This is a genomic window from Kribbella sp. NPDC055110 (assembly GCF_053607525.1).
In genome coordinates, this window is sequence record NZ_JBSGTS010000006.1 from 267,008 (window position 1) to 283,942 (window position 16,935).

The 16,935-nt window shown below is 64.7% G+C and carries 14 protein-coding genes; 4 read left to right on the forward strand and 10 right to left on the reverse strand.

The features are described from left to right. Positions 1-44: 44 nt before the first annotated feature. From ACWF0M_RS12650 to ACWF0M_RS12665, 4 genes are all read right to left on the reverse strand, one after another. Complete coding sequence (locus ACWF0M_RS12650; protein WP_452235766.1) at positions 45-959, reverse strand: hypothetical protein; 915 nt, start codon at positions 957-959, stop codon at positions 45-47. 464 nt (positions 960-1,423) lie between these two features. Then, complete coding sequence (locus ACWF0M_RS12655; RefSeq protein WP_452235767.1) at positions 1,424-1,855, reverse strand: hypothetical protein; 432 nt, start codon at positions 1,853-1,855, stop codon at positions 1,424-1,426. Further along, complete coding sequence (locus ACWF0M_RS12660; RefSeq protein ID WP_452235768.1) at positions 1,846-2,679, reverse strand: hypothetical protein; 834 nt, start codon at positions 2,677-2,679, stop codon at positions 1,846-1,848. Before ACWF0M_RS12660 ends, ACWF0M_RS12655 begins: the two co-directional genes overlap by 10 nt. A gap of 186 nt (positions 2,680-2,865) precedes the next feature. Next, a complete protein-coding gene (locus ACWF0M_RS12665; protein WP_452235769.1) occupies positions 2,866-3,249 on the reverse strand; it encodes a hypothetical protein in 384 nt (127 codons plus the stop codon). 249 nt (positions 3,250-3,498) lie between these two features. On the opposite strand from ACWF0M_RS12665, the gene ACWF0M_RS12670 reads away from it, so the two are divergent. Beyond that, entirely contained in the window at positions 3,499-4,302 is an 804-nt protein-coding gene (locus tag ACWF0M_RS12670) for a GntR family transcriptional regulator (protein ID WP_452235770.1), read from the forward strand. Between the two features lie 33 nt (positions 4,303-4,335). Here ACWF0M_RS12670 and ACWF0M_RS12675 read toward each other — a convergent pair whose 3' ends face one another. From ACWF0M_RS12675 to ACWF0M_RS12690, 4 genes are all read right to left on the reverse strand, one after another. Beyond that, positions 4,336-4,536: a helix-turn-helix transcriptional regulator gene (locus ACWF0M_RS12675; RefSeq protein ID WP_452235771.1), complete on the reverse strand. Its 201-nt coding sequence runs from the start codon at positions 4,534-4,536 to the stop codon at positions 4,336-4,338. A 379-nt stretch (positions 4,537-4,915) separates the two neighbouring features. Then, a complete protein-coding gene (locus tag ACWF0M_RS12680) occupies positions 4,916-5,908 on the reverse strand; it encodes a hypothetical protein (protein ID WP_452235772.1) in 993 nt (330 codons plus the stop codon). 28 nt (positions 5,909-5,936) lie between these two features. Next, positions 5,937-7,316, reverse strand: coding sequence for a hypothetical protein (locus tag ACWF0M_RS12685; protein WP_452235773.1), 1,380 nt, complete (start codon positions 7,314-7,316; stop codon positions 5,937-5,939). Beyond that, entirely contained in the window at positions 7,300-7,629 is a 330-nt protein-coding gene (locus tag ACWF0M_RS12690) for a hypothetical protein (protein ID WP_452235774.1), read from the reverse strand. The genes ACWF0M_RS12685 and ACWF0M_RS12690 overlap by 17 nt, the downstream gene beginning before the upstream one ends. Positions 7,630-8,313: 684 nt before the next feature. Between ACWF0M_RS12690 and mobF the strand changes: the two genes are divergently transcribed. Then, positions 8,314-11,934 (forward strand): MobF family relaxase, encoded by a 3,621-nt coding sequence (gene mobF, locus ACWF0M_RS12695; RefSeq protein ID WP_452235775.1) that lies wholly within the window; start codon positions 8,314-8,316, stop codon positions 11,932-11,934. A 248-nt stretch (positions 11,935-12,182) separates the two neighbouring features. On the opposite strand, the gene ACWF0M_RS12700 is transcribed toward mobF, so the two are convergent. After that, positions 12,183-13,460 carry a hypothetical protein gene (locus tag ACWF0M_RS12700; protein ID WP_452235776.1) on the reverse strand — a complete coding sequence of 426 codons (1,278 nt, stop codon included), beginning with the start codon at positions 13,458-13,460 and terminating at the stop codon, positions 12,183-12,185. Between the two features lie 1,130 nt (positions 13,461-14,590). Here ACWF0M_RS12700 and ACWF0M_RS12705 point away from each other — a divergent pair. After that, positions 14,591-14,755, forward strand: a complete 165-nt coding sequence (locus ACWF0M_RS12705; RefSeq protein ID WP_452235840.1) for a Mu transposase domain-containing protein — start codon at positions 14,591-14,593, stop codon at positions 14,753-14,755. 214 nt (positions 14,756-14,969) lie between these two features. After that, the gene (locus tag ACWF0M_RS12710; protein ID WP_452235841.1) at positions 14,970-15,404 is read left to right on the forward strand and encodes a hypothetical protein; all 435 of its coding nucleotides are present in this window, start codon (positions 14,970-14,972) and stop codon (positions 15,402-15,404) included. 277 nt (positions 15,405-15,681) lie between these two features. Here the strand turns inward: ACWF0M_RS12710 and ACWF0M_RS12715 are convergent, their stop codons facing one another. Next, positions 15,682-16,932, reverse strand: coding sequence for a hypothetical protein (locus ACWF0M_RS12715; protein ID WP_452235777.1), 1,251 nt, complete (start codon positions 16,930-16,932; stop codon positions 15,682-15,684). Positions 16,933-16,935: the final 3 nt, after the last annotated feature.

Sequence of the window (16,935 nt, forward strand, 5' to 3'; positions counted from 1 at the left end):
ACAACGCGCGACGCCGTTCTTGCCGAGCTGGCGTCACCAGCTGGCTAAAGACCTGGGCTGGCTCCGCCCGGTTCGGGAAGATGATCTCGGCCTGGTGCTGCCGACTGGCGCGTGAGAAATGCACGCCGTGCCGGAGGGTGTCCGGTCGGAGGCTGCTGTAGATACTGCTCAGTGGCGTTCATCAAGCGCTCCGCCGCGGCGACAACTCGTCCGCCCAGTGTCTGCACGACCTGCTCCGCGCGTTGCTTCGTGATCATCCGTGCCGCAAGGAGCGCGCCTGACGAGGCCCCGTCGGCCGGCACTCCGAAACGCGATAAGAGGACGTAGGCAACAGATTCGGCTTCAACCTTGCCCAGGCCCACGCACGGATTCGCAGAGTCGGCCCGCGCTGGCTTGTGCATGCGTATGTGCGCGAGCTCATGGGCCAACCGGGCCACAACCGAAACCTCGTCAAGATCCTGATCCACAACGATCCGCCGCCGCGCGTAATTCGTGACCGACTCCCCGACATGCATCGGCAACGGCTCCCGGCTGAGAGTGAAGCCCGCGTCGCTCGCGATTTGTACCAACGCGCCAATCAAGCCCTGTGGCGCAATCCCAGCGCCCGCTTGAACCACTCGTTGCAGAGCAGGCTGGCCAACGGTCTGGCTGACATCCCACACGGTCGCGACCCCATGTCCTTGCACAGATCCCATCATGAGATCAACGGGATGTGCCTTCGCCGGGGCGATGATCCTGATGCCCGACTGCTTGCGGCCGACGCGCCAGCCCCCGCGTTGCCACACCTCTCGCTCCGCAACCCAGCTCGCGTCAGGCATCTGCAACTTGATCAGCACAATGTTCCGGAAGCTCTGTCCGTGGAGCATCGCTGCAGCATCGAGCCAACGTAACCATTGGGCGGCGGACCACGTATTCCGCACTTCAGCACCGGCCGCCCTTCGCAGGTCATCAACAGTCACTCGTACACGGTTCATTCAAATGTCCCTTCCCCAGTTGGGAAGCTCAACGTTTGAGGGCCCACCTGCCAGCGGCTGATGCGGTAGATGGCCACAGCGTCGGGCGGCATCTGTGGATCTGGGGCGCCGGCGACGCAGGACGTCGTCACCCCGCGACGAACGGCGCAGTAGCCGCACGGTCCTCCCACCGATGCCTGATCACAGATCATCGATTCGAGGGTGGCGTGGCCGGCCGAGTGTCCGAACCCTGCAACGAAGATCCAGGACTTCCTCGGGCCGGACGGCGCGCCCGGTAGCGTCGTGTCGGGGTTCTCCAGCTTTCGCAAGTGCCCACGAGTCGGATGGTCCGTGTAGCGCTTGAACATCGGGGCTAAGCCCTGCCGTACGTCGCACTCGGCGCAGAACCCCGCAAGCCCAGTGTGGAAATCACCGTGGTCAAGGGTGAAAGACGGGGGTCGGGCGTGCGGTCAGTTCAGCGGCGGAAGAGCAGGTCCTTCAAGAGTGTCGAGGTTGGCGACATAGCGGACAGCGGTGTTCAAGCCACGGGTGGACAGCAGTCGGCTGCGGGGATGGGCAATGTCGTCCACACCGCAGAGGGCAACTTCGTGGCACCGTGTACGGAACCATGTCCACGGCACGTTCAAGTAGGCGGCAATAGCCTCGAGCCGAGCCGCAGATGCGGGCGGAGTAGGCACGGAATTGGTGGCGAGGTGAGCCGCGAGGTCCCGGTACGTCGCCATGCGGTCCGGTGCCGCGCCAACGTCTACGGACCACAGGCGCGAGGCGCGGAGCCAGTCTGCGACGATCACTTCACCGGCGAGGACGAAGCTTTCGACGTCGCCGAGCTCGGGCTCGGTGCTGACTTCAACCCTGATTCCGAACGCCTCCATCAGGGCCATCGCGAGTAGCAGGACCACCCGCTCGTACCTCGGGGATGCCGCGACTTCGTTCGCTGGGATACCGAAGCCACGACGCACACCTGTGAACGCCCGGGAGGTCCGTCGGAGAAGGTCATATTTGTGCGACGAGATGAGCCAGGATGCGGCTTCCTCACCGCGTTGTTCTGGGGTCCAGAAGAACGGGCGCCGTCGAGTAGATGGATGTGCCGGGTCACGTGCCGCGCGCAGAACCGCGAACCCAGCCAGCGGCTCGACACCGCGTGCAGATGGGGTACCTCGTTGAGCGCTACCTCGGAAGTGAGCCGCTGCTCGTGGTACGCCAAGCGGGCCTGGCTGGCTTCGAGCAGGGCGTCATCGGCCAGGAGGGCGGTGTCGGTGTTCGTGACGGCCCAGACGATGCCGATGGTCAGGTCGTCGAGCAGGTTGCCCGACGGCAGCGGTTGCGGACCGGTACGGCGATCCGTTCGGCCGGCGAAGCGCCGGCCATCGGAGATGTAGTAGTTCTGCTCGCGGTCGACAGCGATCACCATTGACCGGTGATCGGGACGGCGCAGCGACGCCGTCAGGTTGGCGTCTGGCTTGACCATCAGCCACTCCTGGGCGGCTCGCTCGGCGGTGTAGTGATGTGCAGCAACCTCGAGGCCCGCGAACGACCGCCCTGCCGGTACCAACACGGCCTCGATCGCGCCGACTTGCGCTGACTCCCGGCCCGCGACCGGGGCGTCAAGCGCGACGACCTCGCGCGGTCTGTTGTCGCTCTGGCGGGTGCGCTGCTTGAAGAAACCGAGCTCGGAGTCAGTCGCCGTCCCCAGAATGTTGCGCATCGCGGAGCGCACATCGACCCATGGCCAGGTGTACCAGCCCCGCTCCCAGTCGGAGATCGACTTTGACGATATAGCCGCCACTTTGCCGGTGGCGCGAAAAATTCGGCATTGATCAAGTCAGCCAGCTCCGCCTGGGACATCAATCCCCGAGCTGACCGGAGCAACGTGTTGGGCTGCCGCTCCCGTTCAGCCACGTTCACGTCCTGCGACGACCACCACCGCCGGGCGCACGAACATCGCAGATGCGATGTCGCTGACCCGACCGAACGTTCGATCGCCACCGGCCTGCAAAGCAGGCGCTCGGCCTTGCTCGACTCCGACATAGGCCGCCGCGAGTTGACCGCGGCGGTCATCGAGGACACGGACCCGGACGAACGCCTCGAATGATCGGCAAGATCTGTTCCGCTTGCCGACGATGACGAGCCGCCCGCCGCGAAGCTGGCCAGCCTGCTCGAAGATCCACCGCTCGGCAATGCTGCGAACCGTTGCCTTAGGCGCCCTACTGAACACGCCCGAGCCGCCAGCAACGACCGCCCACGGACCGCCTCTCCGTGTTGCAATCTCGAACACGTAGCACCTGCTACCCCTCATCACCCTCACCCCTCTCCACTCCTACCACTGGTTATATCCAGTGCTGTCAGGTTAGTTCAATCGACACGAGCGGAGCAACCACCTATTATGACCAGTGGGACGGCTGCTCACGCGTGTTCGTCAACTGGTGGGTTCAACGTTTCGGAGGCTCAGCCGAGCTGTACTGGATGGAAGTTCAAGGAATCCTGGTCTCCGCATCCAGGACTCGCTGACGTCAAAGGGGCCATCGTGAATGCAAGAGCCGCAACCAGCGGGCCCGGCGGCATGTCCGGTGACGGCGAGAGCCGGCGCAACTCGACGGCCAGCAAGACCGAGCAACTGTCCGCGGTGCTGCGCAACCAGATCGTCTCCGGACAGCTCGCCCCGGCGGCTGTCCTGCCGTCCGAGCGGCAGTTGATCGACATCCACGGCGTTTCGCGGATCACAGTCCGGGCCGCCATCGCCCAACTGCGCTCAGAAGGCCTCGTGCAGGTCATCCCCGGCAAGGGAGCGTTCGTCCGGCGCGCAGGCGACTGGCCCACCCACGTCCATGCGCGCACGATCACCGTGGACGGCGACGGCAACTACGTCGACAACGAAAGCACTGCAGGCGAATGGCACGAGGCCGAACCACTGCACAAGTACCGCACCGACGCCGACGCACCCCTGGCACTCGCACTCGGTGTCGCGCAAGGAACCTCGTTCTACGCATCCGACCGGCTGCTCGAGAACAACATCGGAACACGCATCTTCGTTCGCACCTACCTGCCGGCCTTCGTCGCCCGCGAGATCCGCAAACTCGCCCGGCACCCCTATATCTCCGCCCGCCAGGTTTACAAAGCAGCACGAGACGCCGGCATGACACCCGAATTCAACGACTATGTCACCGCCCGCATCCCAAACCCCGCCCACGCCCGCAAACTCCACATCCCCGACGGAACCGCGATGCTCGTGACCCGCCGCATCGCAACCCACAACGGACGGCCACTCGTCCTGCAGGAGACCCACCGAAGCGCCGAAGACACCCAGCTCCACTACCGCCCCGGAACCTGACGCCAGCCACAACCATTCCCTCGGTGGCGCGGCCTACTCACCATCGCTGTGCTCCATGAGGTCGACCCACTCGATCACCACGCTTTGCCGGTATCGCACGTGGCGCCCGACCCGAATCCCGCGTGGTCCGTAGTTGTGGGTTCGCCAGCGATAGAGGGTGCGCTTCGGGACCTTGAGGTACGCCGACACTTGGTCGATGTCCCAGAGCGGATCAAGCATCTCGGGCGTCTGCATTGTCGCCTCCTTCATGAGCTGGCAAAGTCAGAGGCGAGGAACGCGGCGCGCGGACGGTCCGCGCAGGCGCGTCAGGACCTTGCTCATACTCGCCCTTGAGGACCTTGCGGACGTCTCGCACAGTCCAGCCGAGAATCTCAGCTGCTGCATCGGCGCTTCCGCACACCTTTGCTAGCTCGGCCGCCTCCGCAGCGGACGCTTGCGCGGCGACTCGGACTCGTTCATCGTGGCGTTCAGCCGCCGATGCTCGGTTCTTGATTGCCCGATCAAGCGCAACTTGTGCCCGAGCCGCACGCGCGGTGGCTTCCTCGATGCGTCCTTGTCGCTGTCGTGCACGCCTAAGGGCGGCAACTCTTGAAGTGGACATTCCTCGCCTCCATCACAACACGGGACCGTCGTGCGGTCGGCTGACTTCTTCGGGGCGGATCATCACCTGATCGAACAAGACAGGGCGCAGAACGAGACGTCGCTCGACCGATCCACCACGCTGAAGTCGGCGGTCGACCGATTCGATCAGGCGGCGTGCGACCGACACCACGCGAGCGCCTGTCCGCTCGATCACCTTCTCGGGTTCATGCTTGTTCACCGCGGCCGCCAAGCTCGAGATGGATCGGAACGACGATCCGCCGGTCGACCAGCCGTGGTGAGCCATCAGGAGGTAAGCGACGGACTCTGCCTCGATTTCACGGATTCCGTGGCACATAGCGGTTCCAGACGGGGCAATCGCCCTCGGACCGTGCATCCGCAGGTGCGCGACCTCGTGCGCCAGCCGGGTAATGGAGGTGACATCGTCCAACCCTGTTCTGATGACGACGGTCCGGGATTGGTAGTTCGTAAACCCCTCAAGACCGCGGTGGCCGACGTTTCCTTCGACGAGCTGGTAGCCGGCCGAATGGACGTGATGTGCGAGCGCCTGCCAGAGATCGCTCATCGGCGTGCCCGCAGGCGAGTTGCTCGACGGTTGGACGGGCGGCCCATCGGTCTGCGAGATATCCCAGACCGATCCGACTTTGAAGCCGACGAGCCGGCCACCACCACGTGCCGACCGACCCCGGTCCAACTCGAGCTCTGCGTGGTTCTCCCGTGCGGTCCTCCGGGAACCGTGCTGGATCACTGGTGCCAGAATCCGGATGTCCCGGTCCTGCTGATTCCCCGAGACGGATCGTCCGAACCTCTTCCAGATGTCGGCCCTGGCCACGTGGCTGGCGTACGGCATCTGCAGCGGGATCAGCACGACGTTCCGGAAGCTGTAGTTGCGCAAAGCAACTGAGGCGTCAAGCCATCGGACCCACTCAACGCCCGAGCTGTGCTGGCGGATCTCCGAGTGAAGTGCATCGCGCAGATCCTCGGGGGTAACTCTTGGCCGCTCCATCAATCCTCCAAGTTGAGTCAGAGATAGCTCAACGTTCGGGACCGTCCAGATCTCTGTAGATTTCCGGAATGAGATCCCAGTACTCGGGTCGATAACGACCTCGCGGCGATCTCGTGTCCGCCTGCGGAGTCGCGACCTGCGCGACCCGCTTGGGAGGCTTGACAAAACGCTCGTGTCCGCACGGGCGACGCAAGTCGGATGTGCCCGCGAGGATCTGCGCCGATCGCGCCGCGGCAGCCAGGTGATCCTTGACGTCGGCCAGGGCTGCCGTCGCTTCGTCGAAGCAGGCCGAGACGTTGGTCCAGACCCAGGTCTGTGGATGTTTCAGACGCCAAACTTGAGGTTGACGGCTGAACGCGGGGTCGTGCTTGGCAAGCTCCACACCTGGAACGAAAAGACGTCCATCGCTGACCAGCCACGCAACGGTCTCCTGCTGAACCTGGGCCACCCGATGAGCCGAGTGCATCAGCTCGTCAATGGTGTTCGCGACCCCCGTCCTGGCTAGCTCGTCAGGCACGACATCCTGCGGCTTCTTCAGCCGTTCTCCGTCGGACAACCAGGCTCGCAGGACGCTGGCCAGTTCGACGAACGACGACTCGGCCGGCCCTTCGCTACGACCGTTCAGGTCCGACAGGCGGGTACGCCACACGTGTGCGAGGCGTTGCGTCGCCTTGGCAGCAGTCCGGAGGGCCTGGACAAGTTCTCGGGACACTTCTGCGGTTGCGTCGTACTGCCCCAGCAAAGCGATGAGATGCGCGCTGTAGCCGATGACCGTACGCAACTGAGCGGTGGTCGATCGAAGGTCGCGGGTCAACACACTCCGACGGTTCGTAGCCAGGTGCGCCGATTGCCAGCGGGCGGCCAGCAGGATTACCTGCGACGGTTGGTCGACTGCGGCGTACGGCAAAGTTGTCGTCAGGCCGCGTAGGGCGCCGACATCTAGGTGTCCGCGTTTGCCGAGGGGGCCAAGTTCAGCGATCAGGGCGGCCAGGTGCCGGGACAGCCGTTCTCGCACGTCCTCACAGCAGATCTGCGCGGTGCCAAGTCGCGCGACCACCGCCCGGGCAGCCCAATCCGTGATCGATGCCAGCTCTTCCCGGGCAGCGGCAAGGCCCTCCTCGTCGCCCCACGCGGCGCGCGTACGGCGGTCTTGCGACGCGAGCAGATCGCCGCCGGCGCCGATTGATCGCGCCAGCGCAGCGAAGGGCCCATCCGCGGCGACTAGGCCCGCCCGCCCGAAGTCGTTTGTGCACAACTCGACACGGAGCCAGCGGAAGTGATGCCGCGCGGCGGTCAGCGTTGCCTGCCATCCGGCAATCAGGTCCGTCGTGTCGATGCCAGCCGAGTTGTACGTGGTGGTTGCGTCTCGTCTCACGGCGCGGAGCAGGTCCTCATACGTCGTGCGCATCCTGGACCATCCGGATGTCCGTGGCTGCGGACCGCAAGGCATCGGCGAGCGCGAAGCGCCAGCTCAGGTCCTCGATCGGTACGTCGAGCTGGTCAACCAAGCCGGCCGCTTGCTCGAACAGCGCGGCCGGATCGGCGTCGAGGTCTCCGTCGAACGGCTCGTACGAGAAGCCGAGCAACTGTTGAGCTCGGTATCGGCTGAAGGCCGTCATCGCCCATCGGCCGCCGGGCTGTTTCGCCTCCAACGCTTCGATGATCGCCTCGGCCTGGATCACCAGGTTCGCCAGTCGACGGGGTACTTCGAAGTTGCTCATGAACTCCCTTTCGTCACAGAGAAGATGCGCCGAACTGATCCCGTTTCAGCCCGACCCGAACGAATCTGTGGACAACTGCGCCAACACAGGACCCTGACTGCAGCGCGCAACTCATCCAGAGGTTCAACGTTTCGGAGTCAGGACGCTCAGACACGAGCGGCCACTGCCCTGACCGCTCGCGGGATCCGATGCGGCGTCGAAGGGGTCCGAACTGGTCACACTTCTTGCATGCAAGGCGTTTCTGTCGCCGAAACGACTAGATGCGATCTGGTTGCCGCCCCAGCGTTGAGCATCTATGGACCACAGCCTGAACAGATCTGGGCACGTCAACGACCGAGCATGCGAGCATTGCGCCGCGTTCTTCGTCGCCCGTCGATCCGATCAACGCTTCTGCTCGGATCGCTGCCGTCTGCGCCATTGGCGCCTACTGAAAGCTACCGTCAGTGCATCGGCGTCCGAAAGCGATCCGGCCACAGCACCTACACGGACAGTTCGGGAAGTCCTGTTTGGCCTGCTCGACGAGAACTCACCGAACGCTGTTGTCGAACAGGTGCGGACAGCCGTTGCCGAGCTCACCGATCTCGAACGAGAGACAGTTCGACTCTGCCGCCAGAACGCAGTACTTCGATTGCGCGTACTGGGTGCAGATCCCAGCGGCGCACCGCCAAGTGATCGCAGCGACGGATGTTGAGCATCCACCGGCTGACTGCCGGCGACGGCTACACCTATCTGCTCAAGCACGTTGCCGCCGGCGACGTGGATCGGCGCATGGCCACTCCGCTGACGGCGTACTACACGTCATCCGGATACCCCGCCGGTCGGTGGCTTGGACGCGGCTTAAGTGGAGTCGGCAACGGTCAGCTGACGACCGGAAGCGAAGTCACCGAGCGGCAGATGGCTGCACTCTTCGGACGAGCGGAAGATCCATTCACGGGTACGACGCTCGGTGAGCCGTACCGCATTTACAAGACCCCCATCGAACGCGTAGCTGAGCAGGTGCGCGCACTCGATCCGGCCATGACGCAAGGAGAGCGCGAATTGGCGATCGCGCTCATCCGCAAGGCCGAATCACGCGTGAAGACGAGGCAAGCAGTTGCCGGCTACGACCTGACTTTCTCCCCGGTCAAGTCGGTATCGGCGCTGTGGACAATCTCTGACGTCGGCGTACAGGAGCAGATCGTCACCGCCCACCATGAGGCCGTCAACGACGTACTGGCGTTGCTCGAAGACCAAGCCGTGTTCACCAGGACCGGCGAGGACGGCTTCGCGCAAGTCGAAACCCGCGGCGTGATCGCGACCGCGTTCGATCACTGGGACACCAGAAGTGGCGACCCGCAACTCCACACTCACCTCGTCGTCGCGAACCGTGTTCAAGGCGCAGACGATGGTCGATGGCGCACGATCGACGGCAGAGTCCTGTACGCCGCGGCCGTGGCCATGTCCGAGGTACACAACGCACTGCTCGCCGACAACCTCAGTCGCCGACTCGGCGTCGCCTGGCAACTGCACGAACGCGGGGAACGCCGAAACCCCGCCTTCGAGATCGACGGAATCCCGGACGAGTTGATCCGCGAGTTCTCATCACGCACTGAACAGATCGAGGCCAATCTCGACATGCTCCTGACCGAACGCGCAGACGAGGCCCATCCACCCGGTCGACGCGAGATGTACGTCCTTCGACAACAAGCAACCCTGATGAATCGGCCGGCCAAACATCTGGCCAAGCCGCTCGCCGACATGATGCGCGACTGGCGCCAACGCGCGGAGCGGGTCACGTACGGCCAGGCGGCCGCCATCATCGAGAAGGTCCTCAACCGGACCGCGGACCGGCCCCTCACCGCCGCCGACCTGAGCACCGAGACAATCCATGCGTACGGTGCCACGACAGTGCTCGCTCTGCAGACGAAGCGCTCCACCTGGACACGGTGGAACCTCCTCGCCGAGGCAGCCCGGCAGAGTCGCCTGCTACGCCTGGCGAGCACCGGAGACCGCCTTCAGGTGCTCAAGGCAATCGTGCACGACGCCGAGCGCCAGTCGATCAGCATCACACCACCCGCCACCTTCACAGCACCGCTCAGTCGCGCCGACGGCCAGAGCGCCTTCACAGTCCATAACGGAGAGATCTTCACGTCCCCCGTGATCCTCGGCGCCGAGAGTGTGCTTCTCGATCTCGCCGCCAAGCTCGACGGCCCGACCATCCCTGACCGCCAACTTCGCGCTCCGAACCTGAGCGACGACAAGATCCAAGCACTCCACCGGATGGCACTCAGCGGCCAGACGGTCGAAGCTCTCGTCGGACCAGCTGGCACTGGTAAGACCAGCCTTCTCGCTGCGTTCAGAACGAACTGGGAAGCAGAACACGGCGAAGGATCCATCATCGCCCTCGCCCCCTCATCCGCCGCAGCAACCGTACTGTCCGACACCCTCGGTCTCCCCGCGGACAACGTCGCCAAATGGATCCACGAAGCCGTCGGCGTCGCAGCCGATCAACGCAACCGTTGGATCGGCGAGCTCGAACACGCGGCCCAGGCAGCCGAGACAGCCGGCCGCCGCCGACGGCACCAGCGGATCGTCGCAGCACTTGCCCGCGCGTACACCGAACGCGACAGATGGCAGTTCCGCCGGGGCCAACTCGTCATAGTCGACGAAGCCTCGATGGCCGGCACCATGGAACTCGCCACGCTCGCCCGCGAAGCCGACAAGGCCGGCGCCAAACTCCTGCTCGTCGGCGACGACGCCCAACTCGGCGCCGCAGATGTCGGCGGCGCCTTCCGCCTCATCGCCAACGACACCCAAGCGGCCGAACTCAGTGATGTGTGGCGCTTCAGCAAACACTGGGAACGCGAAGCCAGCCTCCAACTCCGCAACGGAGAACGCCAAGTCATTGATGTCTACGACGAACACAACCGGCTCTCACATGGATCGCTCGACGACATGGAGAGCGCCGCCTACCTGGCCTGGCAAGCCGACACGGCTGCGGGACAAACCAGCCTCCTCATCGCCGCCGACAACGCCACCGTCACCCGCATCAACGCCCGCGCCCGACTCGACCGAGTCACCACCGGCGAAGTCGAACCAGACGGAATCACTCTCCACGACGGCAACCACGTCGGCCTCGGCGACCACATCGTCACCCGCCTCAACAACCGCCGCCTCCGCATCGGCCAACGCGGCTTCGTCCAGAACGGCAACCGCTGGACCGTCATCCGCTGCTGGGACGACGGCTCGCTCACCGTTCAGAACGACGACCTGCAAACAGTCACCCTCCCCAGCGCCTACGTCCGCGAATCAGTCGAACTCGCCTACGCAACCACCGTGCACCGCGCCCAAGGCGCCACCGTCGACACCGCACACCTACTCGTCACCGACAAGCTCACCCGAGCCCTCATGTACGTCGGCATGACTCGCGGCCGCCACAGCAACCGCGCATACGTCGCGACCCACACGACAACCGCCGAGATGCATGAACCCCAGTTCCCCCAGACCATGCAAGACGTTCTTGAGAGCGTCCTCGAACAAGACGGCATCGAACGCTCGGCACACGAGATCATGCGCACAGAACTCGACAACGCCACCCGCCTCAACCGCCTAGTCCCCATCCACGAACACCTCTGCCAACTCGACGCCCGCGAACACTATCGCCCCGCCATCACCAACAGCGGCCTCGACTCCGTCGACCAAGCCGCCCTCCTATCCTCCTCCGCCTTCGGCCCCCTCATCACCGCCCTACGCCGAGCCGAACACCTAGGCCTGGACGTCCCCACGACCCTCCGCCAGGCCGTCACCCAGTCCTCCCTCACCAACGCCAAGGACCTCGCCTCAGTCCTCCACGCCCGCGTCGAACGAATCATCAGCCGAGCAGCACGCCGTACGCGCACGACACCGCCCACCCTCATCGCCGGCCTCCTCACACCTTCCGTCTACGTCACCAACCCCACCTACAAAGCCGGCCTTCAAGAGATCGAGTCACAGATCGCCCAACGCGCTGACTGGCTCGTCGAACAAGCCGCGTCGGCCAACGAGCCGTGGTACCGACACCTCACGAAGTCCGTTCCAGAGCCGACCGAGCGACGGCACCAACTCATCCGCGACATCGCCGCCTACCGCGAGCGCTATCAAGTCCACGCGCCGGATCCCCTCGGCTCAGCGCCACCCACAGCGCACGTCCAGCAGCGCCACCACAATCACCTCAAGCGAAGGTTCCAGGACATCCAAGGCGGCGTGGCCATAGAGCCAGCGACACCTGATCCAGCCTCAAGCACTCGTTCCACCACGTCCACAGCCAAACCGACGATCGAGCATTGACGGCTGCAACATTGCCGCCGACGACTGCGCCTGACCGTCGGCCTCCATCGGCATCTCGACGCGGGCCGTCAAGCGCACATGAAGGCGGTACCGGGTCGTAAATCCGATGTGCGGGATGCCAACCCGCTGAGCTGGCTGTTGTCGACTCGTGGTCCGCATACAGCGACTCGCTGCCTTGCCTATCTCGAATGTCTCTGAGGAGCTGGTCTTGCGCGTTGCCAAGCTGACCATCGGCCGGTTGGTCCGAGCTAACCCCAGAACGTCTCAGGAGGCGGCTTCTCGTTTGGTCGGGCGGCGGGTTCATGGCTCGCCTTTGGAACCTTCCGGGAGCGGCGGATTCTCGACCAGGCCTTCAGCAGCAGACGGTCGACGCCCCGCCCGAGTCTGGCGATGAGGTACAGGCCGACGATGATTGCCACGATGCTCCATGGTCCCGGTAGGAAAGTCAGCAGCGTGGTCGCGATCGAGCCGAGCAGTTCCGTTGGACCCGGGTACGTTGCAGGGTCGAGAGTCATGGATTTGCGGAAGTTGTAGGTCGCGGGCTGTGCGGTGATCACTGACGGCCCGCCGCCGTCGGAAACGAAGGTCATGCCCGCTTCGGACGTGACGTTGACCCAGATCGCCGCGAGATCGACGACCTTCGTATTCCGTTTCACGCCAACCTCGGCGAGCTCGTTCTCGCCGGAGGGTAGATCTTCGGGTGCATCCGCCGCGTAGCTCCCGACGCCATCGTTGTGCACGCGGGTGAGGTGGTGGGTCTTGACTGTCAGGCGCGTCCCGTCGAGATAGAGGTCGATGTCCTGTGCAGAGCCGAGGTGGGTGTTCGCGTCGACGCGGAGCGCGATGCCGACGCGCACCTCGGTCGCGGTCACCTGCCTGGTGAACAAGTCGATTCCGTACGTCGCTGGCTGAAGAGGAATCTTGACTTTCCAGGCGATCGCACTGTCGGTCTCTGACACGATCCGCGAGGCGGCACGGGCGAGAGCGGGATCCGGCACAGTTGCGGCCGATATCGTAAGGCTGTTCGTGTAGTGCCAGATCGCGATCTGGCGTGCGGCCGCTTCGAAGTCGTTCCTTGGGTACACCTCGGCTTGACCACTCGGCGCTCCGCGGGCAATCAGCGTCGCGATGGCCGGGTCCTCGACCCCCGTCTTGCTGACCCTCTCGCCGACCTCTGTCACAGCACGCCATGATGTGCCGAACGCCGGCGGGCGGCGAAGATTCAGGCTGTACGCAATGGGTGACGACTGGTCTGCCACTCGGATCCTGAACGGCAGCGCGCTAATCCAGGGGCCACCAACGACGATCCTCAGGTTGCCGACGATGTCCGGAACGTCCTGAAGCGTAGCGCTCAAGGTCTGATCGCCCGGTTGCTCAGCCGCTTCTGCTGAGGGCGTCGGTAGTCCGACGAACAGGAAGATGGTCAGCGCCGTGCAGAGTCGGAGGAGGCAGCGGGGTCTCGGGCTGCGAGCTTCTTCAGACCCGCGGTGCCCTTCCTGGCGATGCACGGAACGGTTGAGTGACATGATGGTGACCCTCCCTAGGCGAGAACTGGATCAGCGCACGCCGGAATGAATCACGGTGCCCGAGCCCCGGGCCGCTGTCCACGTTGTGAGCAAGACTGCGCGCTCGGGTCAGCCAGGAGACGGTCCGCAATCGGTTGCTGAAGGCATCCGGGCCGAATCCTGAGCCTGATCATGCCGAGGTCGAAGGCCCTTGCTCGCCCAGGATGCGACCATCGCAACCTCGATTGGTGGTTCCGGGGTCAGGCACGTCGAGGCGAGTGCACACCGGACGGTCGACCATCGATCTATCGAGTCATCGCTCGGGCGGCTCGCCGCCAATTTCCTGAGGCTTCAGCGAACGGCCGCGCGGCGATTCGCTACCGGCGCTACCCGCCTCAATATGCCTGGCCGTCCATGCGCGACGCCCAGGTCGCCGGCACGTGCGAGAAGCGCGAGAACTCCTACGACCCGGTCAGCAGCGGTAAATCTGGAGAGCATCGAGGTGGTCGGCGTGGCATGAAGGCGTACGACGAAAGAGTCTAGTGCGGCCTGTTGGTGGAGGCGGGCATGTCGCCGATGTCGAGGGGGGATCTGTACGCCGCGACCCGTCGTAATGCCCGGGTGGCGACGGCGAATGGGCGTTGCCGCGAAGTACGGGTGGGGTACCGCACGGTCACGGCCGCGCTGGAGTCGGTGTGGCCGAGGCCTCGGAAACATGGGCGGCGTCCCAACCGGCAAGGTGCGCGATGACAACGCGCAGAGCGCGGTGGCGCAGGTGATCGAGTTCTCCCGAGCACGGGTTGAGACCGAACGGCGGACGGCCTTCCGGTCCCAATTCAGGCTGGATGCCTTCCACTGCCAGCCTGGCATCAGTGGTGCGCATGAGTAGGGCGGGGCGGAGGGGCAGATCGGCTGGCTTCGGCGAAACCACCTGGTCCCGGTCCCTGAAGTCGACTCGTTGGCCGAACTCAACGGACTGATCGATCAATGGACACCGCCGACGATGCCCGTCGGAGCCGGTCGCCGGCCGCCGGCCGCCGGCCGATCGCTGAGATGTTCGCTGTCGAGCAACCGCTCCTACAGCAACTGCCGATGGAACGGTTCGAGACTGGGCGCGCTGGTTCAACCAGCGCCTCGACCAGTACGCCGAGATCGCGGTCCGCACCAACCGGTACTCGGTGCCGAGCCGGCTGACCGGGCGCCAGGTGAGGGTGCTGCTGAACGCGTCCGAACTGCTGGTGTTCGACGGCCGGACCAGTGGTGAACCGGTCGCCCGGCACGAGCGGCTGATCGCCAAAGGCGGCGAACAGACCTGAACCACTTCCTCGAGGCACTGCTCCGCGAAGCCAGGCACTGCCCGGCGCGACCGCGCTGGAACAGGCGCGGGGAGCGGGCAAGTTCACGCCGATCCACGACACCTGGTGGGCCGCGGCCCGCAGAGGCCGCGATGGCCGGATTCCGGGTCGAGACGCCGATGACAAGACCCTCACCAAGATCATCGCCCGCTACGGACGCGGCGACCTGCTTTGCATCGACGAACTTGGATACATGTACCTCGACCGACGCGGCGCCGAACTGCTGCTCGAAGTCTTGACCGAGCGGGAGGAAAAGAATTCCGACGCGACGCGATCGCCTCGAACGAGTCGTTCGCCGGCGGCGGCGAACATTCACCGACCCAAGACTCTATGCCGCCATCGTCGACCGCCTGACCTTCGGCCTCCAGACGAACGGGTGTGGGCCATATCATCGAGACCGGAACCGACTCCTAGCGGCTCACCCACAGCCTTAACCAGCAACCCGTACGCTGACCGCACCGACGACTCAGAACTCAAGAGGCCAAGAACTCCCGAGCCGCCCAAACGGCAGGTAACAGCTAATGGCCGCAGAACCCGAGTGGCGCCCGGCGGCGGCGCAAGATCGAACATGCCGGTGGGGGCGGCGCAGCGGGTCCTCTCGCGTCCGTAGTGGCATGCTCGTCAGAATCCTGTCTGGCCGCTTGAAGCGGCAGTATCCGCCCATGCTGATGCGCGGTGATCTGGCAGTGCTCCTGCTGAATGCTGGTCTCGCACTCCGCGCGGGCGTCCGCGGGCCTCACCGGACTATGGCACGGGCCCACTAGAGCCGCCCCCGACAGTCGCGGTCGATGCGCGCTGCTCCGCCGCCCCCATGACGTCGGCTGATCCACTTCGCGGGCGGGCATCACCTGCATGCCGGAGAGAGGCCTGCGAGGTTCTCGAGGTCGTCACGCCCCAAGCTTCAGGTGCAGGCCCATGCTTGCCAACGCTTCGATCGAATTGGCGGCGTAGTAAGCGTTATAGCAGGGCCCGTCGAAACCTTCGTGCCTGCCGTCCTGGCAGTCCACCGTTTCGTAGCCGCGGACACCACCTGACAGGAAGCCGTTAACCTCAAAGTTGCCTTGGGAGTTCGAGCGGATTATCGGGCTGCCGGAATCCCCCGGCTGGACAGTGCCCGTAAAGCTGTTTGTGTAGGTCTCGACTCTGAAGCCCGGGTAGTAGGCAGCCCCAAGTGTATCTCGCCACTCGATGTACGTGAAACTGACATACTGGGCGATGAGGCTGCTGCCCGATGCGCCGCAGCTGCACACGACGCGCACGAAGTCTGCCGGATTCACGGCCGCGTATACCGCCCGCGAGGACGTGGTGTAGCCATTACCGGTCCAGATCCTTGGGCCACTCGTGGCTGGGATGACTCTGATGTCGTGTCCTTGGTTCTCCTGCCAGTCCGTGCCGACTCCGACTGTGTTGCCGCTGCTGTATCCCTTCCAAGTCCCTCCACCGCAGTGCCATGCTGTGGTGACGTAGCTGTAGGGGCCGGCATAGACGCTGGCGCCGATCGAGCACGCGCTACCGGATACACCGTACTTGCGTATCAAGCCGCCGCCGAACCACGGCGCCTGGTCGCCGCATCGTGCCGGGACCGGGCAGACGGTGGCCGACGACGTGGTGCGCGCCAGCGAGTTGATATCTTCGATTCCGCGGAGCACGATCGGCACCGCGCTTTGCGCTCTTATTGTGGTCAGGGTTGTCGCCGGCGCCGCGGTCTTGGAGCTCAGGGTGATCGTAACGCCGGAGTAGTCGCGGCTCGGCGCGGCCGACGTCACCTCAGGGTTCTCGCGCATTACCTCATGTCCAGCGGCGACCAGTTCGTCCTTGCTGTACGCGGCTCCGCGGGACGTGACTGGCACTGGCAGGGTGCTCGCGAAGTCCTGCAGCGCTGGTGGAGGACTCCCTTTCCAATAGACGACGACGGTCTTATGGTCATCGAGTATCCGGACGCCGCCGACACTGGTGTTCGGGTTCAGCGAGAGCCACTGCATCAACGCCTGGGCCGTCGTCTCTTCCGGCGTTGGCAGCAGTTCTCCTGAGATCGGACCTGAAGGGTCCTTTGGATCGCCTCCCTGACTGATCGGCCCTGTCGCGTTGGCGGTCGATGCTAGGACGACCGCAGCGATGGCCGCGGCGAAAATCAGCATTGC